Origin of the sequence: Streptomyces sp. NBC_01214, assembly GCF_026340975.1 — a bacterium.
Taxonomy (GTDB): domain Bacteria; phylum Actinomycetota; class Actinomycetes; order Streptomycetales; family Streptomycetaceae; genus Streptomyces.
On sequence record NZ_JAPEOS010000003.1, the window covers coordinates 102,783 to 125,201 of the forward strand.

Annotated in this window: 21 protein-coding genes and 2 pseudogenes; 11 read left to right on the forward strand and 12 right to left on the reverse strand. The window is 69.3% G+C overall.

The window, feature by feature from the left end:
* Positions 1–2: 2 nt before the first annotated feature.
* Together OG594_RS36895 and OG594_RS36900 are read right to left on the reverse strand one after the other, a co-directional pair.
* Positions 3–647 carry an NAD(P)-dependent oxidoreductase gene (locus OG594_RS36895; RefSeq protein WP_266606761.1) on the reverse strand — a complete coding sequence of 215 codons (645 nt, stop codon included), beginning with the start codon at positions 645–647 and terminating at the stop codon, positions 3–5.
* Positions 648–670: 23 nt separating this feature from the next.
* Complete coding sequence (locus tag OG594_RS36900) at positions 671–1,423, reverse strand: MBL fold metallo-hydrolase (RefSeq protein WP_266606762.1); 753 nt, start codon at positions 1,421–1,423, stop codon at positions 671–673.
* Positions 1,424–1,504: 81 nt separating this feature from the next.
* Between OG594_RS36900 and OG594_RS36905 the strand changes: the two genes are divergently transcribed.
* Together OG594_RS36905 and OG594_RS36910 are read left to right on the forward strand one after the other, a co-directional pair.
* Entirely contained in the window at positions 1,505–2,134 is a 630-nt protein-coding gene (locus OG594_RS36905) for a helix-turn-helix domain-containing protein (protein WP_266606763.1), read from the forward strand.
* A 169-nt stretch (positions 2,135–2,303) separates the two neighbouring features.
* Complete coding sequence (locus OG594_RS36910) at positions 2,304–2,531, forward strand: hypothetical protein (protein WP_052877024.1); 228 nt, start codon at positions 2,304–2,306, stop codon at positions 2,529–2,531.
* Positions 2,532–4,034: 1,503 nt separating this feature from the next.
* On the opposite strand, the gene OG594_RS36915 is transcribed toward OG594_RS36910, so the two are convergent.
* Positions 4,035–4,361 carry a helix-turn-helix transcriptional regulator gene (locus OG594_RS36915; protein WP_266606764.1) on the reverse strand — a complete coding sequence of 109 codons (327 nt, stop codon included), beginning with the start codon at positions 4,359–4,361 and terminating at the stop codon, positions 4,035–4,037.
* On the reverse strand, positions 4,361–5,122 hold the full coding sequence (locus OG594_RS36920) for a site-specific integrase (protein WP_266606765.1): 762 nt from the start codon (positions 5,120–5,122) through the stop codon (positions 4,361–4,363). The genes OG594_RS36915 and OG594_RS36920 overlap by 1 nt, the downstream gene beginning before the upstream one ends.
* A 403-nt stretch (positions 5,123–5,525) precedes the next feature.
* Between OG594_RS36920 and OG594_RS36925 the strand changes: the two are divergent.
* Positions 5,526–6,071: pseudogene (locus OG594_RS36925) on the forward strand (transposase family protein); the annotation flags it as partial.
* A 104-nt stretch (positions 6,072–6,175) separates the two neighbouring features.
* On the opposite strand, the gene OG594_RS36930 reads toward OG594_RS36925, so the two are convergent.
* A complete protein-coding gene (locus OG594_RS36930; protein WP_266606766.1) occupies positions 6,176–7,360 on the reverse strand; it encodes an IS701 family transposase in 1,185 nt (394 codons plus the stop codon).
* A gap of 335 nt (positions 7,361–7,695) precedes the next feature.
* Between OG594_RS36930 and OG594_RS36935 the strand changes: the two genes are divergently transcribed.
* From OG594_RS36935 to OG594_RS36960, 6 genes are all read left to right on the forward strand, one after another.
* Positions 7,696–8,325, forward strand: coding sequence for an RNA polymerase sigma factor (locus OG594_RS36935; RefSeq protein ID WP_266606767.1), 630 nt, complete (start codon positions 7,696–7,698; stop codon positions 8,323–8,325).
* Positions 8,322–9,359, forward strand: a complete 1,038-nt coding sequence (locus OG594_RS36940; RefSeq protein ID WP_266606768.1) for a CU044_5270 family protein — start codon at positions 8,322–8,324, stop codon at positions 9,357–9,359. Before OG594_RS36935 ends, OG594_RS36940 begins: the two co-directional genes overlap by 4 nt.
* Positions 9,360–9,771: 412 nt before the next feature.
* Positions 9,772–10,571 (forward strand): IS5 family transposase gene (locus OG594_RS36945; RefSeq protein ID WP_266608756.1). Its coding sequence is split into 2 segments (ribosomal slippage): positions 9,772–10,111 and positions 10,111–10,571, totalling 801 coding nucleotides; the frame shifts between segments, so codons are not numbered across the junction.
* Between the two features lie 447 nt (positions 10,572–11,018).
* A complete protein-coding gene (locus tag OG594_RS36950) occupies positions 11,019–11,471 on the forward strand; it encodes a hypothetical protein (RefSeq protein ID WP_266606769.1) in 453 nt (150 codons plus the stop codon).
* A gap of 23 nt (positions 11,472–11,494) precedes the next feature.
* Positions 11,495–11,803, forward strand: a complete 309-nt coding sequence (locus OG594_RS36955; protein ID WP_266606770.1) for a hypothetical protein — start codon at positions 11,495–11,497, stop codon at positions 11,801–11,803.
* A gap of 275 nt (positions 11,804–12,078) precedes the next feature.
* Positions 12,079–12,705, forward strand: a complete 627-nt coding sequence (locus tag OG594_RS36960; RefSeq protein ID WP_266606771.1) for a nucleotidyltransferase family protein — start codon at positions 12,079–12,081, stop codon at positions 12,703–12,705.
* Here the strand turns inward: OG594_RS36960 and OG594_RS36965 are convergent.
* Positions 12,697–13,506, reverse strand: a pseudogene (locus OG594_RS36965) (IS5 family transposase). The gene OG594_RS36960 and the pseudogene OG594_RS36965 sit on opposite strands and share 9 nt — an antisense overlap.
* A gap of 212 nt (positions 13,507–13,718) precedes the next feature.
* Entirely contained in the window at positions 13,719–14,105 is a 387-nt protein-coding gene (locus OG594_RS36970) for a DUF4440 domain-containing protein (RefSeq protein ID WP_266606772.1), read from the reverse strand.
* Positions 14,106–14,391: 286 nt separating this feature from the next.
* On the opposite strand from OG594_RS36970, the gene OG594_RS36975 reads away from it, so the two are divergent.
* Both OG594_RS36975 and OG594_RS36980 read left to right on the forward strand, forming a co-directional pair.
* Complete coding sequence (locus tag OG594_RS36975; RefSeq protein WP_266606773.1) at positions 14,392–15,321, forward strand: hypothetical protein; 930 nt, start codon at positions 14,392–14,394, stop codon at positions 15,319–15,321.
* A gap of 32 nt (positions 15,322–15,353) precedes the next feature.
* Positions 15,354–16,097: a hypothetical protein gene (locus OG594_RS36980; RefSeq protein ID WP_266606774.1), complete on the forward strand. Its 744-nt coding sequence runs from the start codon at positions 15,354–15,356 to the stop codon at positions 16,095–16,097.
* 51 nt (positions 16,098–16,148) lie between these two features.
* Here the strand turns inward: OG594_RS36980 and OG594_RS36985 are convergent, their stop codons facing one another.
* Genes OG594_RS36985 through OG594_RS37005 form a run of 5 tightly spaced genes read right to left on the reverse strand, consistent with a single transcriptional unit; the run spans position 16,149 to position 22,318 of the window.
* Positions 16,149–17,144: an FAD/NAD(P)-binding protein gene (locus OG594_RS36985; protein WP_266606775.1), complete on the reverse strand. Its 996-nt coding sequence runs from the start codon at positions 17,142–17,144 to the stop codon at positions 16,149–16,151.
* The gene (locus OG594_RS36990; protein ID WP_266606776.1) at positions 17,141–19,036 is read right to left on the reverse strand and encodes a ferritin-like domain-containing protein; all 1,896 of its coding nucleotides are present in this window, start codon (positions 19,034–19,036) and stop codon (positions 17,141–17,143) included. The genes OG594_RS36985 and OG594_RS36990 overlap by 4 nt, the downstream gene beginning before the upstream one ends.
* 35 nt (positions 19,037–19,071) lie before the next feature.
* Positions 19,072–20,514 (reverse strand): radical SAM protein, encoded by a 1,443-nt coding sequence (locus OG594_RS36995; protein ID WP_266606777.1) that lies wholly within the window; start codon positions 20,512–20,514, stop codon positions 19,072–19,074.
* Complete coding sequence (locus tag OG594_RS37000; RefSeq protein ID WP_266606778.1) at positions 20,511–21,956, reverse strand: hypothetical protein; 1,446 nt, start codon at positions 21,954–21,956, stop codon at positions 20,511–20,513. Before OG594_RS37000 ends, OG594_RS36995 begins: the two co-directional genes overlap by 4 nt.
* Complete coding sequence (locus tag OG594_RS37005) at positions 21,953–22,318, reverse strand: hypothetical protein (protein ID WP_266606779.1); 366 nt, start codon at positions 22,316–22,318, stop codon at positions 21,953–21,955. Before OG594_RS37005 ends, OG594_RS37000 begins: the two co-directional genes overlap by 4 nt.
* Positions 22,319–22,419: the final 101 nt, after the last annotated feature.

The following is a 22,419-nucleotide window of genomic DNA, read 5'->3' on the forward strand; positions in this document are numbered from 1 at the left end:
GCTCAGTACGCCACGGTGATGCGGCGGCGGATCGCGGTGCCGCTCTCGATCGTGTCGGCCAAGGCGATCGCGTAGTCGGCGTACGAGATGCGGCTGTTGCCGTCGTCGTCGGTGAGCAGGGTGTCCCCGGCGCTGCGGTAGGCCCCGGTCCGCTCGCCCGCTCCGATGACTGCGGCGGGCGACACGTACGTCCAGTCGAGGTCGTGCACGCCGCGGTAGAGGTCGAGCGCTTCGGACTGGGCCTCGGCATTGGCCTTCCACAGCGCGGGGAAGTCCGGGTCGTCCATGACCCGGGCTCCGGTCGGCGTGCGCAGACTACCGGCACCGCCGATGGTGACCAGGCGGGTGACGCCGGCTCGGCGGAGTCCGTCGATCAGCGCACGGGCGGCACCGACGATCGTGGCGCGGTCGTTCTCCTGGCCGATCCGGGGGCCGACGGCCGACAGTACGGCGTCGTGGGAGGCGGCGAGGCCGGCGACCGCGGCGGCGTCTGTGACGTCACCGGTGGTCACGGTCAGGGCCTTGTGCTCGAGTCCGTCGACGTGGCCGGCTCGGGTGACCGCGGTGACGGTGTGGCCGCGACGCAGTAGTTCCTCGGTGGCGGGCCGGCCGATGTTGCCGCTGGCACCGAACAGGACGATCTTCATGTGTTGCTCCTTGTTTCTGATGGTCAGAGGACGGGCTGGCCGTCGGCGATGAGGGCCGCGGTGATGCCGCGCTCGTCGGCGGCGTGTTGGAAGCGCTGCTCGATGTCGGGTTGTTCGGTGTAGAACGGCGGGTTGTGGAACAGGCCGTAGTGCATGGCGCAGACGGTGCCGGCGCCGAGTGCGACGGCGGCCTCGACGCCCTGCTCGGGGGTCATGGTCGCCGGGACGTTGGCCGCGTAGCCCTCGAAGTGGGCGATGACGCCGTTGACCGGGACGAACGCGACGTCGAACGGGCCGTGGTCGCGGGCGATCTGCCACCAGCTGCCGTGCCACTGGGTGTCGCCGCAGTGGATGACCCGCCGGCCGGCGCCTTCGACGACCCAGGCGACCTGGTCACAGTCGTTGCCGCGCCAGTCCAGCGAGGTCACCGGGGTGACGGTCAGCTCTCCGATGCGGCGTGACTGGCCCAGGTCCTGGGCAACGGGGGTGATGCCCGCCTCGTGCAGCGCCGCCGCGCTCGGGGTGTGGCAGCCGATCGTGCCGGTGGCCGCGATCCGGGCGATCAGGTCGTGGTCGTAGTGGTCGGGGTGCAGGTGGGTGATGAGGGCGTGGGTGCCGGGCGGGGTATCGACCGGGTCGACCGGCCGGTGCGGCGGCCCCATCACCGGCGCCAGCGGAGCGACGTTCTCGAGCGGGTCGATCAGCAGGCGGGTGTCGCCGAGACGGATCTCGACGCCGGCCCAGGCCAGCCGACGCACGGAAAGGGTGGGGGTCATGGGCAGCGACGCTAGACCGATTTTGTTGAGAAAGTCAACAAGAGACTTTTGAATCTCAACACCGCGATGTAGGGTGGTGGCATGCGCACCTACGGGCAGTACTGCGGCATCGCAAAAGCACTGGACACCATCGGCGACCGATGGACCCTGCTGATCGTCCGTGAACTGTTCGCCCTGGGTCCGTGCCGGCACACCGACCTGCGCAACGGGCTGCCCGGGATCGCCAGCAACCTGCTGGTCGACCGGCTCCGCGAACTCGAGGAAGCCGGCCTGATCCACCGCGAGGCCGCCCCGCCGCCGGTGGCCACCACCCTGTTCTCCCTCACCGAGCGTGGCCGCGAGCTGGAGCCGGTGCTGCGGGAGCTGAGCCAGTGGGGCATGCCGCTGTTGCGTGAGCCGGGCGGCAGCGACACCTTCCGCACCCACTGGCTGGACATGCCCGCCCGGGCACTGACCGACCACCGCCCCGACCAACCGGCAATCGCCCTGCAACTGCACGCCGACGGCAGCGAGGACCTGGTTATCGAAGTCAAGGACGGCTCGGTGCACACACACGCCGGCCGGGTCGACCACCCCACCGCGTCACTGACCGGACCGCCGCACCTGCTGGCCGCGACCCTGCTCGGCGACCTCGATCTGAGCGCCGCAGTACAGCAAGGCCTGCGGCTCAGCGGCGAACGCGAGGCAGTACTGCGCATCCTGCCCCGCTGATCCGGGTGTGAGACTGGTAGACCGATAGGCCCGCATGTTGAGGTGTCGCGTGTTCCAGCTTGGACGGCTCTGGTTGGTCACTCTGGGTGGCGAGGCCGGTGTTCGTGGTCCGTCCTCGGACGGATAGGTTCACCGTGGTGTGTTCGAGCCGCTTCTGGAGGGGTCACCGGTGGACATTGTCGCGATCATGGAGGCGCTGGCCGAACAGGGCATAACCGTGCTGTTCAAGGCTGATGCTGAGCGGATGGCAGAGAGGCGGAAGCCCTGGACGTTCGTGGCCAGTGGCGCCCCGTTGCGTGACGACATCCTCGTGCGTACCGATGCTGCGTCGGTGGAGCAGTGCCTCGAAGCCTGCCTGCCCCGCCTGCGCGAACTGGGCTTCACTTTCCCCGAGTGACGAGACATGCCAGCTGGAGTGGAACGAGAACTCACCGTGTGTGGTCACCGGAGGCGTATCGGCTCCAGGTTCCGCCAGCCTCGGTGACCAGGCGGGTGGCGGGCTTGTCGTGATAGCCGAGTGCCCTTGCGATGACGGGGGCCGGGGCTTGGAGGACGAGCTGACGGATCGCGGAGGTCCTGCCGCGCTGCGGAGGGACGCCGATCTCACGCAGATGGACTTGCAGGCTGACCGGGTTCATCGGCTGTCCGGGCTGACGACCGGGGAAGAGCCATTGTGAACTCCTACTGCTGGCGTAGGGCAGGTGCTGGCGAGACCGCATGTAGGCCCGCATCAGGTCGGCGACGGGCTCCGGCAGCGGGGACGGCGGGTCTCCCAGCCGGACGGTGACGACGGTCTCGTCGTCGATGACGTCGTCGGCGGTGAGGCGGACGATGCGGCTGACGGGCTGCGCGTAGAGGAGAACGAGGGCGGCGGTGACCCCGGGCCCGCAGGGGCAAGGAGTCGTCGTTGAGGACCCGGCGGAGGATCGCGAGCCGGCGGTGCTGGTGCAGCGGTTCCGAATCCTGAGTGATGACCGCGGGCGGCAGCGTGAGGCGGGGCATCCGGCCGCTCTTCATGCACCACCGCAGAAACGACTGGGTCGGACGGCGGGTTGCCACGCACTCGGTGTGCCAGGCGTCGATGTCGGCCTGCTGGCACTGCCCGATCGCCCGTCCTCGGCCGGCGAGCCACGCGAGGAAGGCGCCGGCCTGGGTGACTTCCTGCTTGGTGTGGCTTGCTCTGGGAGCGTCCCAGCGGTCCCTTCTCCGCCTTGGCCCGCAGGCGCCGCATCTGGTGCCAGGTGGCGAAGTGGCGGAGAAGCTGCCGGTGTTCGGGTTCCTCGATGGTGGCAAGTCGTTCGGTCAGCCAGCGTTGGTAGAGCAGGAGCTGCCGGTCGACCCGCGGGAGGACAGTGCTGTTCATCAGCAGATCACGCCGGTGAGTGACGGTTCGCCAGGGGGTTTCCTGGTGCAGGCCGTCATGGGCGAGCGGGATACTGCCCGTGGCCAGGCCCTGGAGGAGACGGACGACGTTGGGGTTGCGCAGCCGGATGAGCCGGCTCTTGGGCCGGTCCATCTCCAGCAGGATCTTGACCAACGGCAGCAACTCCGGGGCGACGCGGCCGGTGCCATCGTCGAGGAGGCGGGCGAGCGTATCGGCGAGGGTGCAGTGTTCGCAGAGGCGTCCGCCAAGCAGCAGCCCCTCGAAGCCGCAGCGGTCGCAGAAGAAGTCGCGGACGATGCCCGCGCAGTCACGGCAGATCGGTGCGCCGTCGGTGTCCCGCCCGGGCAGCAGCCGGTCGGTGTCGCAGCAGGGGCAGCGGCCACGGACCCGCATCGCGCGGTCGTAACAGGTTCGACAGATCGGACCGTCCGACCACTCGGCGGACTTCGAGGCGCGACGGCCGCAGCGGGCACAATCGCGGATCATTTACCGCTCGTACTCCTCCGGCGTCACCGCTCACCCCTCGGGCGTCAGCCGGACCCGTGTGGGTCGGCGGGCAGCGAGGTTAATCGGCGCCTCTTCGCCGGCGGCTCGGAGGGCCGGGAGGTTCTGGGCCGAGGTGGCGATCAGGTCGGTGGGCGTGCAGTCGAGGATGTCGCAGAGCGTGGCCAACACCGGCAGGGACAGTCGTTCCGGGATGCCGGAGACCAGACGGTGGACCTGGGAGGAGGACAGTGTGATGCCGCGTTCGCTCAGGTGCGGCAACAGTTCGGCGACGGTGAACGTGCCGCGGGCGGCCATCAGCTCGCGCAGGCGCCACCGGTAGCTGATCTGTCGTGGCATCAGGAGGTCCTTCCCTCGATCAGGTGGGTGATGTAGGCCCTGCGCAGCGAGTGGAACTCCAGCGCAGGATCCAGGCCGATGGCATCCCGGTAGGCGGCGAAGCGGGAGTCCAGGCGTTGAAGCCCGAGCCGCGGCCCTCGCTCGGATGGCCAGAGGGCCCGGCTGGTCGAGTGCCGCATCCCGGGACGCACCTCGCTGATCCATTCCTCGATCGTGCCGGGCGTCCAGTGCGAGACGGTCAGCACGCTGCGGCGCTTGGGCGGCGACCCCTTCTGGGCCTTGCCATAGCGGACCAGCAGGGTTCCGTACCCACCGAACTCCCGGCCCTCCGGATTGCGTCCGAAGTCGGTGAGATCCAGCATTCGGGTCTCATTGCGTCGCAGGCCGTAGGCGTACGCGACCTTGAACAAGGCGGAGTCCCGGAAGGCCGGCAGCCAGCCCTTGCGGCCCTGGCCGCGAACGCGCAAGACCTCCTCGTCGGCGTGATCGAAGAATGCCTCCAGCTCAGGCTTGGTGAAGGCCCGTCGTTCTGGCTCGCCCTCGGCTTCGTCGGCGTGCGTCGCGGCGTTCCAGTCGTAGACCACTTGGACTGGGTGGGTACCAAAGTGCCGCAGGCACTCGTCGCTCCAGCCGTAGGCTGGGTTGGTCAGGAAGTCGCAGAACTGCCGCACTGAGCGCTGGTAGTTGCGCAGGGTGGAGCGGCGCAGCCGTGCACGGCTCGCAGATCGGCTGACCATTCGTCGACGTGCTGCGGCGTCCACTGCCACGGCATCGCATCGGCGTGCCGGGTGAACGCCCGGACCGTGCGTTCCTGGTCATTGACGTACCCCACTGAGAGATTCCGGGCGAGCTGCTGGTTGCGCCAGCCTCTGATCATCGCCTTGAAGACTTGCTCGTCCGACCGCAGCAACGGCAGACCGTCGATCAGGTGCAGCCGAGCAGACCCTGGAACGGACCGTCCCTACCCATCCGCCATCACCCTCCGTCCATCGCATCTGACGCGAGAATTTCGCACCAGATGCGACTCGGGGGCGTCTTCGTAGTTCAATCGCTCGATGGAGTGAGACCCGCAGGTGCCCGCCGAGGAGGCCGCTACCGTGGTTCCGAGGTCAGCGTCCCTAAGGGCTGTCCGTAACTGCTGGTCACGAGTGAGATGATCTTGGTGTGGCTGGTGTGATCACGGCGTCGGAGCCGTCCTGGATAGCCCTGTTCACCGGGCTGAGCCCGCGCGCCTTCGGGAAGCTGGTGACGGTTCTGCGGCGTGAGGGTGCGGATGTGGTCCGCAAGGGCCGGCCGTGGAGCCTTCCGCTGGAGGATCGGGCCTTACTGGTCGCGGCGTACTGGCGTACGAACCTGACCATGCGGCAGATCGCCCCGTTGTTCGGGGTGTCCAAGTCGGCGGCGGACCGCATCATCGACCACCTCGGGCCGATGTTCGCGCTCCAGCCCCGCAAGCGGTTCGCCAAGGACACCGTGCTCATCGTGGACGGCACTTTGGTCCCCACCCGCGACCACAGCATCGCCGAGCGGTCGAAGAACTATCGGTACTCCACCAACCACCAGGTTGTTATCGACGCCGACACCCGCCTGGTCGTCGTGGTCGGCCGGCCGCTCGCCGGGAACCGCAACGACTGCAAGGCGTGGGAAGAATCCGGCGCCAAGGCGGCCGTCGGCAAGACCACCACGATCGCCGACGGTGGCTACCCGGGATTTGTAGTGGCTGACGCGGGCTTGGTGTTGTCGTCGGTGGCGCCGGTAGGACCAGTGCATGAAGTGCTGGACGGTTGCTGGTCGGCGGTGGGTGAGGCGGGTGATCAGGCGTCGGAGTTCGGGGAGGGTGAGGGGTATGAGCTGGGAGGATCCGTTTCTGCTTTCCCCGTGTCGGCCTCGCGGGCCTTCAGGACGGTGAGGCAGGCGTGGGCGGCCATGGCGAGGGTGATGTGGCGGTGCCAGCCGGGGTAGCGGCGGACTTGGTAGTCGTCCAGGCCGCATTCCTGCTTGGCGGTCTGGAAGCATTCCTCGACCGCCCACCGGCTGCCCGCGACGTGGATGAGTTCGTCGAGGGTGGTCTCGGCCGGGCAGTAGGCGATGTAGTAGGAGATCTGGTCCGGCCGGCCGACGCTTCGGCGGGCGATCACCCAGTGCCGGCGGTCCTCGCGGTGCCAGGGCCTCACCTCCACTCTCGCCCAGTCGTAGACCCGCAGGCCATGAGCGCCGTTCCCGCAGGAACGGCGCTTCCATTTCTGCCTCGCAAGGCCGTTGAACAGGTCGTGAACGGGGTGGTCCATCGCCCAGCGGGAGACCACGGTGTCGTGCCGGGTGGTGGCCATGACATGGAAGACATCCGCCCGCTCGAGCTCGGTCCGCCAGCCCTTGGAGAAGCCGTAGGCGGCGTCCGCGGTCACCCACCGGAACGGAATCTTCTCGGCGATCGCCCGGCGGACCATGGCCTTGGCGATGACCACTTTCGTCTCGAACGCGATGGTGTCCTCGATGCCGGCGGCCCGGCATCGTTCTCGGTCATCGGTCCATGACGTGGGCAGATACAGCCTGCGGTCGATCAATGTGCGGCCATGAGCACGGGCATAGGCGAGGAAGGCACCGACCTGGCAGTTCTCGGTCCGGCCCGCCGTTCCCGAGTACTGGCGCTGGACCCCGGCCGAGCGGACGCCCTTCTTCAGGAACCCGGTGTCGTCCACGATCAGGACCGCCTCAGGGTCGCCGAGATGCTCGACCGCATAGCCGCGAACGTCGTCGAGTACCTCGTCCGCGTTCCAGTCGCACCGGTTCAACAGCCGGTGCATCCGGTCGGGAGCCGCGTGACCAGCCTCCTCGGCAAGCGTCCAACCGTTCTTGCGCTCCAGCGGAGCTATCAGCCTCCGCATATAGGCAAGAGCCGACTCCCGCGGCTCCGACCTGGCAAACCGATGCACGAAACGCTCATGCAACTCGACCAGACCCGCCGCCCACGACCCGACATCGCCACGATCTCCACCCATAACCAGGCCAACGAGCAACCTGGCCACCAGTCACGGCAAGCACCGTTGCAGTATTAGACGTCATCTCATTTGGCGAGTCTGCTACCGCAGACTCGCCAAATGAGATGACGTCTTAACTGATCTTTTCGTAAGTTCGGTGGGGTGTGGCGGCTGGATGGTCAGGCCGGTGTGGGCGAGGTCCCTCTTCTCGCATGGCTCCGCTGGCTCACAGAGTCGCTCGTCCGACCCATCTCGCGGCGAGGTTAAACAGCAAGCTCAGCCCGGCGCTGCGGCACCCATCAAGAGATGTGACGTGCCTCACAGGAACCCGGTGGGCGGTGCGGACAGGAAAGGGCATGGAACTGTCACAACGGGCGCGTCTGCGCGCGGGGGACCGGAGTGCCCTGGGGGAGCTGTTCGACGCGCACGCGCAGGCCGTCTACGCCTACGCGCTGCGCACCCTGGGCGACTGGGCGGCGGCCGAGGACGCGGTGTCGCTGACCTTTCTGGAGGCCTGGCGGCTGCGCGGGAAACTCCACGAGGGGGACGAGAGCCTGCGGCCCTGGCTGTTCGGGATCGCCACCAACGTGCTGCACAACACCGCACGGGCCACCCGGCGGCACCAGGCCGCGATGGCGCGGCTGGCCGAGCGTGAGCCGGTGGAGGACTTCGCCGAGGGGTTGGTGACCCGGATCGACGCGGGCGCCGAGCTGGCGGCGGTACGGCGCGCGCTGCCCAGCCTGCGCCGCTCCGAACGGGAGGTGTTCCGGCTCTGCGTCTGGGTGGGGCTCGACTACGCCTCGGCAGCCGAGGCGCTCGGCGTTCCGGTCGGCACCGTCCGATCCCGCCTCTCCCGGGCCCGCACCCGGCTGCGCGCGCTCGCTGAAAAAGAACTGACGAACCGTCGGGAACCGGCGACCGGTCCCGGACAGGTACGGGATGGCGGCCTTGTTGCCGCCCGGTCGATGCAGGGGGAGAACCGATGAACGACACACCCGAGCTGCTCACTGCCGACCGCCACCGGCTGCTGAGGGAGCATTTGATGAGCGAGATCGCCGGACAGACGACGAAGGTGACGGGTTCGCGACGCAAGCTGGTGTGGTGGGTCGCGTCGCCACTGGCCGTGGTCGCGGTGGCTGCCGTCACGCTGGTCGGCCCGGGCCGAAACGACGGCAGCGCCGCCCCGGCCGTTGCCCCCGCCGCGCCGACCGGGTCGGCCACGCCGGTGTCGGAGCCGACGGATGCCGCCGGTCTGCTGAGCCGGGCCGCCAAGGCCGCCGCGAGCCGCCCGGACCCGGGCGCGAAGAACACCCAGTTCACCTACCAGCGGATGGTCCAGGACGGGGCTCGCGAGTCGAGGCACGAACGGACGATGTGGATGGCGGTGGACGGCAGGTCCAAGGGCCTGATCGCGGATCCGACGATGTCCGGACCGGGCGACGAGAAGGGCCGGGTCACCTGGCCTGCCACGCTGGGGGCAGGCCGCAACGTCCCCACGCAGGCCGGCTTCCTCGCCCCGACCTACGAGTTCGTCGCCGCGCTGCCCACCGACCCCGACCGGCTTCTGCAGCAGCTCCTCGCCGCCGACCGGTCCAAGCAGGTGGTGGGGATGCCGATCACGGACGAGCTGCGCCATCAGCTCGCCTTCGGGGACATCCAGATGATCTTCATGAACGTGACCGCGCCGCCGACCGTCGCGGGATCGCTCATGGAGACGGCCGCGAGGATCCCGGGCACGAGGGTGGTCGCCGATGAGGTCGACGCGGCGGGGCGGCACGGCGTCGCGGTGGTTGGCAGGAACGGCAACCTGCGGGTGTCACTGATCTTCGACAGGACGACCGGCGTGTTTCTCGGCGTGCGGCAAGTGCTGCTAGCGGAGCTCCCGCCCATCGGCGCCGACGGCCTCCCGCCCACGGGCGACCCATCCCCGGGCGCTGGGAACGGCAAGGGCTACGACTTCGCCACGGCCGTCCTGAAGGCCGGCATCGTCGACCACGCTGGCGACGAACCGGAGAACTGAACCCATAGGGGTCGGGCGGGGGCATTCTCGCTGTCCCGATCCTGTAGGTGTCCGACTCCCCGACTTTCGGATCCAGCGTCCGGAGACCGTCAGGACGTCGGCGTTCGGATGCACCCGCAGACGACCGATTCTCGTCGAAGCGGGCTCACCGACGGCCGAGCGGGAGACCGACGGCAAGGCCGAGGCATGCCTTCTGCTGTCGATCGCCATCGACGGCAGAAGGCATGCACTGACCCCGGTCCTCACAACCGTCGATACCTCTTCGGCCTTGAGGGGCAGCGGCCAACGGCATCCAAAGCCTCAGCTGTAGCTGCGTCCGACCGGGTACGTGGGGGCCTGGACCTCCGAACTCTAGCCCTGTAAGAATTTATCTCATTTGGGCTTCGCGGGTAGGCTGTCGGTTGTGGTGGGGATCGTTGAACGGCTGGTGCCGGATGAGTTGTGGGAGTTGTTCCAGCGAGTGGTGCCGGAGGCGCCGTCGCGGCCTCAGGGCGGTGGGCGGCGCCGCCACGGTGACCGGGAGGTGCTTGCCGCGATCGTCTTCGTGGCCACGTCGGGTTGTACCTGGCAGCAGCTGCCCGCCGCCTCGTTCGGCCCGTCCGGGGCGACAGCTCACCGTCGTTTCTCGGAGTGGAGCAAGACCCGGGTGTGGGCCAAGCTCCATCGCCTGGTCCTCGATGAGCTCGGCGCCCGCGGCGAGCTGGACTGGTCCCGCTGCGCGATCGACTCGGTGAACATGAGGGCCTTGAAAAGGGGGACCTGACGGGTCCGAATCCTGTCGATCGGGGCAAGTTCGGGTCGAAGATCCATTTGATCACCGAGCGGACGGGGCTGCCCCTGTCCGTCGGCATCTCGGGCGCGAATCTGCACGACAGTCAGGCCCTTGAGCCCCTCGTTCGCGGCATACCGCCTATCCGCTCACGCCGAGGACGCCGACGACGCAAGCCCGGCAAGCTCCATGCGGACAAGGGCTACGACTACGCCCACCTGCGGAAATGGTTACGCGAACGCGGCATCAAGCACCGCATCGCCCGCAGAGGCATCGAGTCCTCGCAACGGCTCGGCCGCCACAGATGGGTCGTCGAACGGACCGTGTCCTGGCTCGCCGGCTGCCGCCGCCTCCACCGTCGATACGAACGCAAGGCCGAGCACTTCCTCGCCTTCACCAGCATCGCCTGCACCCTCATCTGCTACCGCAGAATGGCCAAATGAGATGACTTCTTAGTGGGACCGCTTCCAGACGGTCCCAGGCCAACCTCCAGGGTGGGTGTCGCCTATTCGCATCCGATGCAATTGGCGTCGGTAGGACCAACGGAACAGTCAGTACCGGTGAGATTGATCTTGATTGGCTGGGGTCGCCTTTATTAGGGGACTTTCACTACTCCGCATCCGCAACCGCTCCAGCGAGTAGTGACGCGGGCCGGCGCTCACAGAATTTTCATCTTTATGCGGAGCACGGAGCCCTGCGGCGGACCCCCTGCGGACGCCGGGGATGCGAGCGATATCCGGAACTTCAACGTGCTTTGCATTCACGCCAATTGGCTTGTTGAAGGGTTCGCAATCCGGCACGCCCCGGCTAGTGTCCGGTACAGATCGAGGGGGCATCCGCTTCTTCCGGAGCAAGGGGGAATGTCTCGCGGTCCACATAAGGAGATTTCCTTGAAAGCTTTACACAAACTGCGTACCGCGGCCGTCGCCGCAGCCCTCGTCGGCCTCGCCTCCCTCGGGGGCACCGCCAACGCGACGGAGGGCCCCCAGGGCGGGGGGCCCGGCCCCCAGCACCACGTCACCTGCGGCTGGGACGAGAGCGTCCCGGCTCCCTACAGCGTCGGCACCGACGTCGTCCGGGGCATGGTCCGCGTCAAGTGCTCCGATCGCCTCGACAAGGCCAACACTCAGGTCCAGGTCCAGGTTCTGGACGGCGGCCAATGGTGGGACCGGGGTGAGGAGGTCATCAGCCACAACACCCAGAAGGTCATCCAGGTCAACGACGACACGACCAAGCTCCCTGGCGTATGCCTGTACCGGACCGAGGGCACGCACTTCGGTCAGCACGGGAACATCTGGACCCTCTCGACGTTCTACTCCAGGACCCAGTACCTGACCGGCTGACCTGACCCCCTGAAGGAGCGCGCATGCGGACCATGGATTCCGACGCCCGGCGGTTTCTGACCGTGGCGGTCGAGGTGGCGCGGGTGCGTCACGGTGTCGCTGTCGAACCTCGCGACTTCGCGGTCGCCCACGTCCTCCGCGAGTTGATCCCGGCAGGCGAGTCCCCCACGATCTCCGCCCAGAACAGCATGTCACCGCCTCAGATCCGCATGTCTCCCGAAGTCGAGGAGATTCTCGCGCTGAAAACAGACGAGCCCGTCGTACTGGGCGAGTTCCTGGCCCTGGCCGAAAAGTCCGGACCGGAGCTGTGCGAGTACCTCGGAGTGAACTGAAGAAACGATACCTGCTGGCCGCCGTCCTTTCCGTTGGCCCTAACCAGCTGCGGAGGGGGCGGCGGTCCTTCCTTATCAATGGATTTGGAGCGGTCCGGGTGGAAGAGCGAACCCGTGCTGAAGGGCGCCGAGATGGAACGGGGCCAGGTCTCGCCGGCCGCCTGCGAAAAGCTCTTTACCCTGCTTACTGATCGTTTCAGAATCAGATCCTCCGTGAGGGCTTCGCAGTAGGGGGCTGCGGGCGCTGTAGGCCCGTCACGTGGTAGGCATGGGCAATGATTGGTCGCCTCCCGCTCGACGAGCAGCTTGCCGCCCTGAAGTCTGTGCTGGCCCGTAATGAGGTGCTGGTGGAGGTGCTGAACCGCACGGCAGGGTTGGGGCTGCCCAACTGGTACGTGACAGCGGGTTGCCTGTTCCAGACCGTCTGGAACGTGGTCACGGACAGGCATCCCACCAGCGGGATCAAGGACTACGACGTCTTCTACTTTGACGACCGTGACTTGTCATGGGAGGCGGAGGACGCGGTGATCAAGGCCGCTGGCGAAGCGTTCGCAGGGATACTGGCGGAGGTCGAGGTCCGCAACGAGGCTCGCGTCCATCTCTGGTACGAGCAGAAGTTCGGCGTCGCGTGCGCTCCTCATGCCTCCACGGAGGCGGCCATCGACAGCTTCGCGGCGACCACTTGCTGCCTGGGCGTGCGCCTGGAGCCGGGCGGCCGGTGGCGCGTCTATGCGCCGCACGGGCTCTCCGACGTGTTCAACCTCGTCGTGCGCCCCAACCCGGTGCTTGCCCCGCGCGAGGTGTATGAGGCCAAGGCAACCCGCTGGCAACAGCAGTGGCCTGAGCTGACCGTTCTCGACTGGCCGTCGGAGCCTGTCGTCCTGGCTCCTTCTTCATCCTGAGGTGCGGAGCCGACGCAGACAGATGATGCTGCATGCGAGTTGGAGCAGGCCAAGTTGGAGGTCAGCCCGGCGTTCGTAGCGGATTCGCAGGCGCTTGAGGTGGTGAAGCCAGGCGAAGGTGCGCTCGACGACCCAGCGCACCTTACCGAGTCCGGAACCGTGGGCGACGTCGCGTCGAGCGATCACCGGCTTGATACCGCGTTTCCACAGCAGGCGGCGGTACTTGTCGAAATCGTAGCCACGGTCGGCATAGAGGCGCCGGGGCTTGCGGCGGGGCCGCCCCCGTCGGCCCCGAATCGGCGGGTCCTCGTTCAGTAGCGGGAGGAGCTGGGTGACGTCATGGCGGTTTCCGCCGGTGAGCGTGACGGCGAGTGGAGTTCCGTGGCGGTCGACGATCAGATGGTGCTTGGAGCCGGGACGAGCGCGATCCACGGGCGAAGGACCGACATGATCCCCCCTTTGAGGGCCCGCACGTGCGAGCCGTCGACAGCGCAGTCGTCCACATCCAGCAGGCCCGCGCGACGCAGCTCGGTCAGTAGCGCGACATGCAGGCGTGGCCAGACGCCGGCCTCGGTCCAGTCCCGAAGCCGACGCCACGCAGTCACCCCGGAACAGCCGACGGCCTCGGCGGGAACGTCACGCCATGCGACACCCGTCCGCAGCACATACATGATGCCCGCGAGCGCCGTCCGATCCGGAAACACGCAGGCGTCCGGGGTAACGATGGCGCCGCTCGGGAGTCGAAGGCAGCAGTGGAGCTATGCGCTCCCACAGGTCATCGGGTACAAGATCAGCACGCATCCGGGACACTCTGTCGACCAAGATCGTCGAGTACAAGACGCGCGGCTCAACTCATTCTGAAACGATCAGTAAGCCGGCTATGGCAGAGGAGCCGGCGCCCGTCGAGCTTGAGTCAAGGGGGCGTCTCAGTAGCAGGTGCAGCCTGTCGGCAACGTGGATGATCGCCGCGAGAGCGGTCCGGTCGTCAGCCCTCCGGCGGCCCCGCCCCGCAGTTACTTGCTGTCGGGCGGGACGGGGGTGGCCTGGTGGTAGTACATCCGCCACGTCGTGGCCGTACCCTGCTTGCGCCAGAGCGAACTCCGCCGTGCCCGGTTCCCGTCCAACGTGGTCTCGTAGGTGAGGTGCACCAGTCCGGGTGCCAGCAGGACACCGGTGAACTTTGAGGGCTCGTAGCGTGGACCGCTTTCTGCCGCACCGTCCATCTCGGGCATCGCTGCAAGCATCTCGTCATACGTCCACCGCCGCCCCGAAGCGCCGACCTCTGTGAAGTCCGGGTCCAGAAGCTGTCGGGTGAGCGAGCGTGAACTGCGCACGCTGGGGTCCATGAGGCGCAGCTCGCCTGCGATCGCTTCGCGCACCTCATCTGATTCTCGGCTCATGCAGGCATCTTCGTCCAGGCGGCCGAGTTCACCGCAACCGAGCTACCACCTGTAGAGCAGAGCTCGGCCGGGGGCGAATGGGGTGCACTCGTTCGGCACCAGCCGCCCGGTCCACCTTGTGGCTGTGGGGATCCGCCGCCGGCAGATCCGGTGGCCGCGGGTCCCCTGCGCCAACCGCTGCCCGGATTGCCGGGCCGGCGTGCTCCTCGCGCCGCCCACCGGGCCGGCCGCGCACGGGCCGGCCAGGCCCCTCACCCACGCTTCTCGCTCTAGGAGTCAGTTCGCCATGCCAGCCATCAAGTTCTCCGTACGAGGTTCCCGCCGGGCAGCAGTGGTGACGGCCGGCGCCGTCCTCAGCGCCGGTGCCCTGGGTCTGGCGATGTCGGGCAGCGGTACGCACGCGCCGGCCACGGACCAGGTCAAAGCGGCCGCCGCGGTGACGACGCCGGCCCGCGACATGTCGTCTGCACCCGCGACGCCGCCGACGCCGCCGAATCCCATGGCGCCGACACCCGTGGCGAGCGCGCCGGCCGGGGCGCCGAGCGCTGCCGCAACGCCCAGTGCTGCCGGGACGCCGGCGAAGCGCGCTGCGGGGAAGCCCGCTGCCCCATCGGACAACAACGTGGCGGCGCCCGCACTCGACCCCGCGGCCAGTGCCAAGGTCCCGTCCGACCTCGCCGCCGTCACCGCCCAGTCGTGGACCGCTCGTGCCCCGGGGCCGGTGCGCCCGATTACCGGGCACGACATCGCACTGAACGAGTGCGTGAGCGTACGCGGCGCCGCGACCTGGCAGCAGCAGCCGTACCTGAGCAGCGGTGGCAACTCCGCAGTGCTGGAGATCTACACCTTCGGTACCGAGGCCGCAGCCGCTGCCGCGTACGAGGGGGTCCGCTCCGGCATGAGCTCATGCCAGGCCACGTCCCGGGCCTTGCAGAGCGCCAACCGAGTCAAGGCCGACGCCGTCGCACGGCAGACCGCGACCGCCACCGACGCGGCAGCGTTCGAACGTGTCTGGACCGGGGTCCAGGGCACCTCGGCCCAGGGCGCCCAGACCAACCACCTCTACCCCGCGGCGCGCGGCACGCGGGTGCTCGTCCTGCACTTCGACGATCTGGCCGGGGGATCTCCGGCGGCCGCTCCGTACGACACGCAGCAGGACCCGAACGTGCTGTCGCTGCTCACGAACTTGCTGGCCAGCCCGGCCGGCACCCGCTGATTCGCTCAACACGCAGACCACCGAAGGAAACAATGTCCTCCACACCCAAGAAGCGGGGCGTCGCCGCCTTCGCGGCCGCATCGTTGCTCGGCGCGATAGCCGCGCTGCTACCAACCGGCGACGCGTTCGCCGGAACGGTTCCCATAGGCCCCGCCACCTCGAGCGGAAGCCTCGGTCCGGCCCTCGGTGGCCCGATCACCCAGGAGCAGATCATCGCCCGGGCGCACGACTGGATCAACAACGCCGTTCCGTACAGCATGTTCGACGCTTGGAAGGACAACACGGTCGGCGGCCCGTACCGCGCGGATTGCTCCGGCTTCATCTCCATGGCGTGGGGCCTGAAGAACAGCTTGGTCACCCAGACCCTCCCGGACGTCTCGACCGTCACCGCCACCAATGTCATCGGCTACACCGGCTTGCAGCCGGGCGACGCACTGGACTTCACCGACGAACACGTCGTGCTGCTCGACTCCTGGATCGACAAGACCGCCGGGACGTTCTACTACGACGCCGAACACCGCCCCGGCACGGTGGCTGACCAGCGGCGGGGCAGCGTCTACGCGAGCACGCTCGACGGCCACGCGCTCACCACCTACGAGGCCCTTCGCTACAAGAACGTCGTCGCCACTTCGGCGGGCGCTGTGAAGTCGCCGGTGTCGATGGATGCTGGTGCGACGCACGTGGCGTTCGTGGATGGCAATGGGAACGTGGCGAATGACTGGGTGAGCAACGGTGCCTGGCAGGGGCCGTCCGGCCTCGGCGGCACCAGCCGCTGACCGCCACCCAGATAGGGAGGGCCTTGTTCCACCTCGGTGGGGCAAGGCCCTTCACCCCGTGAGGGGGGTGCCGGGCCATCCGCAGGCGTTGAGCTCGTGCTGCCAGGAGGGGTCCGGGAAGGCCTGGGGATAGAGCCGGGCGCAGGTGGTCAGGTGCTCCTGGAACGCGGTCCGCAGACGGGCGGCGTAGTACGCGCAGAGCAGGTCGGGGGGTGTGTCGGCTGCCGCCGATCCGATGAGGGCCGCCGCCAGGATGGCCGTACGCAGGGCCTGTGCCGTGCCGGTGCCGCTGAGCGGGTCGTAGCGGATGGCGCCCGCGCCGACCAGGAGCGTGCCCGGGGTGCAGGTGCTCGGGGCGGTGGCCGGGAGGAGGTGCAGGCGGGGGGCGGCGGGCAGCGCCACCGCGGTCTCGGGCGGGTGCAAGAGGCGTGGGGCCAGTTCGGATGCGGCGAGAAGCCGTCCGAGCAGCTCGGCGGGGCGCGCGACGGGGCCCGGAACCATCGCCTGGAGCAGGGCGCGGCCGTTGCCGAGCGGGGTGAGGTGGAGCCAAGCGAGGTCGGTGCGGTCGAGGCGGGCCGTGGTGTCGTCCTGCCCCGGGGCGAGCGGGGCCTCGCCCGCCAGCAGGTGCCGGCGGCCGGCGGTCCAGTGCTCGCCGGGGTGTCCCGTCGGCGGTTCCGCCGTGACCGTCCAGTGCGGGGGGCCGGCGGGTTCGGGTCCGGGGCGGGCGGCGTCGGGGTGACGGGCGCAGAGCCGGTCGAGGAGGCGGCGGCACAGCAGGGCGCCGTCCAAGACCACCGCGGGGTGGGCGAGGGGCGGATCGGGAGGCCCCGGGGCCCAGCGGACGTGGCGGTGGGTCAGCCGGTGGCCGTCGGCCGGCGAGGCGACGCCCCAGAGGGCCCGCAGGAGGGCGAGGGTGTCCTCGCCCAGCAGCAGCGGGCGGGGACCGTACGAGGGGCGGGGCCGGAGCCGGACCCGGTGGCCGCGCGAGGCGAGCAACCAGGCGCAGGTGAGTTCGGCCAGTCCGGATCCGGCGATGGTGACGGTCACGGCGTGAGGGCGTCGATCAGCGCCTGCATGTCGGCCTGGTGGCGGGTCATCATGGCACCGAGGGCGGGTCCGTCCAGTGAGCTGATGGTCTGCTGCAACGTCATGGCGGACCGTGCGGCGGCCAGGGTGGCCTGACCGTTGCCGAGCGCCCCGGGCCCCTTGAAGCGGGGGGCGACCCCGCGCGCTGCCAGCACGTGGTTGACCTCGTGGAAGTTGGTCATCGCCTGCCGGGAATGTTCGATCACGATCCCGCCCGACGTGTCGCCGCCGCTCAGACTGTCCTTCAGCGTGCCCAGCAGCACGGCGTAGTTCAGGTCGCCGAGTTCGAGCAGTCGCTGGTCCAGCGGGTCGGTCGGGTCCTGCGTCAGCGTCCTCACGTATTCGCTCTCGCTGAATCCGGCGAGGTGTGCCTTGACCTTCTTGAACCGCTCGAAGTGGTCGACGCCCTCGTCGATGATCAGTTTGATGAGGTGCGAGAGCCGGTCGGCCTGGGGGTACGGATCCTCCTTCTCGTCCAAGATGGTTTGGTGCAGTCGGACGTACATTCCGTCGATGCCCTGCGGGTTGAGATCGGCGCTGGTCTCCTCCACCTTGATGAACCAGTCCAGCTGCGCCTGATCGAGCGGTTCCAACCTGAACGTCGTCTGGGTCTCTTCCTGGATGACGAAATCCTCGGTGGGCGGATCGAGGACGATCGGCCGCCCCAGTACGCCGAGGATCTCGTTGACCCATCGCAGGTGCCGCATCTCGTCCTGCGCGACGGCGAACACCTCCTGGGCCGCGGCGAAGAACTTCCGGACGGGCGCCTCCGCCTCCGTGGCCGGGTCGAGTACGCGCGGGGCCTTCAGCGAGTAGTGCGCGTAGAGGTACTCCAGGCACAGTGCGTGCTCGACACGGGCGAGGTGCTCCAGCCTCTGCTCCACTTCGGGGCGCGTCTTCGGATCCAGTTCGAGCGGGTCGGGCAGTCCGCGGCTGTCGTCCTCACGGCCGTTGAGTACGACGGGCAGCACGTTCCAGTTCGTGATCAGCGCCGGATGGTCCAGCTCCCGGGCATTGCGCGGGAAGTAGCGGGGGCCGTCCAGCTCCGGCGGGTCAGAGCGGTTGCTGCGCTGGAAGTTGAGGGGGTGGAACTCCCCGTCGTGGCTCGCGGAGATGTCGGGTTTGGAGGCGGCCCAGTAGAAGCAGCCGCATTCGCGGAAGTCGTACTGCCACGGTGCGCACAGGCTCCGGGTGAGGTCGCCCGGGAGGTACACCGCGGGGTCGATGACGCCGTCGTCGGTCAGGTAGTCGGCCCGGTCAGCGATCAGGACGGCACTGGTCACCCTCCCGGCCGGGTCGCGCACGACCCTGCTCTCGTTCGCCATCCGCAAGGCGTTGAGGCTTCCGCCGGGCACTCCGGACTCGCCCGGGGAGACCCTGCCCGGCCTCGGCCCGAGGCGGATCGCGATCCGGCCCGGCAGCAGATCGTGGACGAAGCGCCACATCGACATGCCGTCGAGGCGTCTGGCGGAGAGGACGGGGGCCTGCGCCTCCGACTGGTCCACGGCGGTCCGTCCGCACACCGCCCAGAGATGGAGCCGCCACGGCGACTGGTCCGTCACCTGTAGGTCTTCGCTCGTGAGGTCCAAGACGGTGGCGGCACCGTCGGCGACGGCGATCACCCGCGATCCGCTGCCGTGGTGGAAGTCGACGGTCAGGCCGGGGAAGAAGCACTTGTCCAGGTTGCGCTGGTCGAATTCCAGGCCGGGGAAGCAGTTGTCGACACCGCTCTCCGGGCGGGAGCCGGCCGGATTTCCGCGGACGACGTGGTCGGCGCGGGCCGTGAGGTTGCGGGCGAAGATCTTCCCGTGGGGAACGGGGAGGTCGACGCTTCCGGGAGTCGGGTCGTTCATGGCGGCTCCTTCGGCCGGACGGGGCGGGGCGCGGGTCAGCGGGCGAGGGCGGCCGGATCGGCCGGCAGGTCGGACACCGCCGGCTGCCGGAAGAACTCCGGTGCGGCCTGCCCGAGTTCGACGTAGGCGCGCAGGCAGAAGGCCAGCCAGCCGCGGATGTAGTCGCAGCCGGGCCGGCCGCGTCGGGTGACCTCGTGGTAGCAGCCGCCGCCGCACAGGTAGCGGGCCCAGCAGGACCGGCAGGGCTCGGCCCGGTCCACGTGGCGGGCCGCCAGATGGGCCGCCCTGGCGCCGTGGTCGGGTCCCCGGCTCAGGGAGCCCATGGCGAAGGCCGGATCGTCGACCAGCCGGTGGCAGGCGTAGAGGCCGCCCTCGGCGGAGGCGCTGAGGTATCCGGCGCCGGCGCCGCAGGGGTACGGGCGATGGCCGCCCGCGTGCAGTTCGTACATCGCGGTCTGGAAGTTGCCGAAGGGGTACCGGCGGCCCGCCGCCAGCTCGCGCAGCGCCGCTTCCCCGCACTCGATCATCTGTTCCAGGAATCCGGTGAAGGCGGCCCGGTCGATCTCGTACGCGGCGTCCGGGGCGCTGACCACCGCGGCGAAGCCGACTTCGTCGAAACCGAGGCCGATGCCGTGCTCCAGGACGTCGATCAGCCGCCCGGTGTACGGGGTCACGCTGACGCGTGCCGAGAGGTGGCGCGGTCTTCCGTGCCGCTCCAGCACCTCCAGCCCGGCCCGCAGCCGGTCGTAGGCGCTGCCCCCGCCCGGGGCCCGGCGCAGCGCGTCGTGGCCGGTCCGGTCGCCGTCCAGGCTGACGGCCACGGTGAACGGGTGGGCGGCGAAGAGTTCCGCGTCCACGGGCCGGACCGTGGTGAGGTTGGTGGTGAGCGCGAAGCGGACGGCGTGCCCGGTGGCGGCTCCGGCCCGCGTCGCGTACGTGACGACCTCGTGCACCAGGTCCCGGGCGAGCAGCGGTTCACCGCCCATGAAGCCGACGACGACGCCGGCTCCGGGTGCGGCCTCCGCGAGGAGCCGGTCCACGGCGGCGAACGCGGTCCCGCGGGGCATGGCCCGGGCGGAGCCGCCGAACCGGCCCTCGTCGGCGTAGCAGTGGCCGCAGCTGAGGTTGCAGGCCTGCATCACGTTGAGCGACAGGGAGAACAGGGGTGGCACCTCGGCCGGGGTGCCGTCGATCCGGGGGCCCGGGAGGCCCTCCCCGCCCCACATCGGCAGGCCGAGTTCCGCGGCCAGGACCGCGTCCTGTGCGGGGTCCCGGGAGGTCGCCTGCCATGCTTCCAGGCGGTCCGCCGCCGCCTCCGGGATGTCGTAGATCCGGCTGCCGTCGGCGACGAACAGGTGGGCCCCGTGGGCGCTGCGGAACACCCTGGCCTCGGCTTCGAGACCGAGCGGTCCGGCTCCGGCGTCGGACCGCGGTTCGCGCTCCGGCGGGCGGCGGCCGATCTGCAGCAGTACGCTCACGTCCCCTCCTCGACCGTGGCCCGCAGCGAGTCGGCCCAGGCCACCAGCACGTCGTACTGGCGGCGGGTCAAGTGCATCGGCAAGCCGTCGGACCCCCGCACCGCGACCGGCATCCGGCGGTCGAAGTAGTCAGGCTCCGCGTACGGATTCCTGATGACCCGTTCGATGAGCTCCGGCTGTTCGCGGAGCATGTCTTCCAGGACCTCCAGCGCCACGAAACGGCGGTGTTTGCGACGGCCCCGTTCGGTCAGCGGGAGCCGGACGCCGTCCAGGGCTTCCGGTACCGGGAACATGCGGTCGGGCTCTTCCGGCGGAAGGCCGAGGGACTCGTTCTCGCTGACGGCGCGCTCGTTCTGGGCGTCCACGTTGACGGCGTCCATGGCTTCCAGGACGCGTTCGAACAGGTCCCGCACCTCGAGCGCCGTCAGCTTCGGATCTTTGGAGACGTACGTGGGATCCCCGACCTCCGCACGGCTGACCCGGTCCATGAGACCGTCGGCCAGTGAGGTGAAGGGTCTGCGGTCGGGTGCGAAATCGGGCGGGGTGACGACGACCCGCGCGTGGGCGGTCAGCCCGCCGACCTCGACGGTGACCAGGCCGTCGCAGACGTCGTCCACGAGACCGAACGAGACCCCGCCGTCGATGTTTTCGGCCGCCCCGGCGAACAGGCCGCCGGGCACGGTCCGCGGATCGCCCGCGCCGGTGAACGAGCACCAGGGGGAGTCCGGCGAGAGGATCAGCCTTTCGACGGGCAGGGGATACCTGTCGGTGCGCCGGAGGAGGTTCGTGGGCCCGTAGACCAGGCCCGCGGCGGGGGTGAAGCGCAGGCGCAGCTCGGGGAAGGTCGCGCTCGGCCGCGGGATCTGGACGGAGCCGAGCGGTACGTACTGCCCCTGCGGGACCAGGCGCTGGGCGGCCCCCTGGGGAGAACGTCCGCGCAGGGGGTGCCGGGTGTGCTGGTCGCCCAGGAGCTTGGCCTTGGCCTCGATGCGGTCGCCGAGCGCGCCGGTGCAGTGGTGTGCCTTGAGGTTGGCGACCTCCACCGTCCATCGCACGTCGCCGGGTTCCAAGCCGAACGCGTCCAGTACCTCGGTGGTGATCGCCCCGGAACCGGGCTGTCCGTCGATGGTCCACCTGCCGTGGACCTCGAAGAAGGGGCAGATGGGCCGGAACACTTTGGCGGCGTTCTCGGCGTTCTCGGCGTTCGTGGCGTCCTCGGAGGGCACGACGTCCTTGAACCGCACCCGGTTGCCCTGGGGCTGTGTTTCCGTCAGGGTGCCGTCCTCGGCCACGTGGAGCGAGGGTTCGGGCAGGACGACGGTCTTGCCGGTGCCCCGGGGACTGAGGTCGCTCTCGCCGTAGCGGTAGTTCTCGCAGGGTTCGGGGGACGGGCCCAGCCGGGCGAAGGCCAGGGGCGGGTAGAGCCAGATCTTCTCGATCACCGTGGGTCTCCGTTCTCGTCGGAATGATCGGAACGATCGGAAAGCGGGAACGCGGTCACGCGAAGACCTCGGATCCTGGGGGAGGGGGCGGCGTCGTGCCGGGGTGGGCCGAGCGGGGTTCCGCCCGCGCGTACGGGCGGCAGCCCGAGGAGGAACCACAGCTGTTCCGCGGATACGGGGCGGTCGGGGAGTTCGGAAACGCGGCCTTCAGCGAGGCTGGGCGGCGGTGCGGTCGCCTCGCGCAACGCCCCGTCGACGGCCGGAGCGTCCACCCCGGGGTCGGCGCGCCGGAACACGGGCGCGAGACGGCCGGGCCGGCGGCAGCCCTTGGCGCGGCAGATGCCGTCTCGGAGGGTGGTCATCGTTGACCTCGTGGGCCGACCGCGGGACCGGGTCCCTCGGTCGCGGCGTCGAAGGCCCCGTGCAGGGCTCGCGCGGAGAGGCGCGCGCTCGCTTCCCGGTA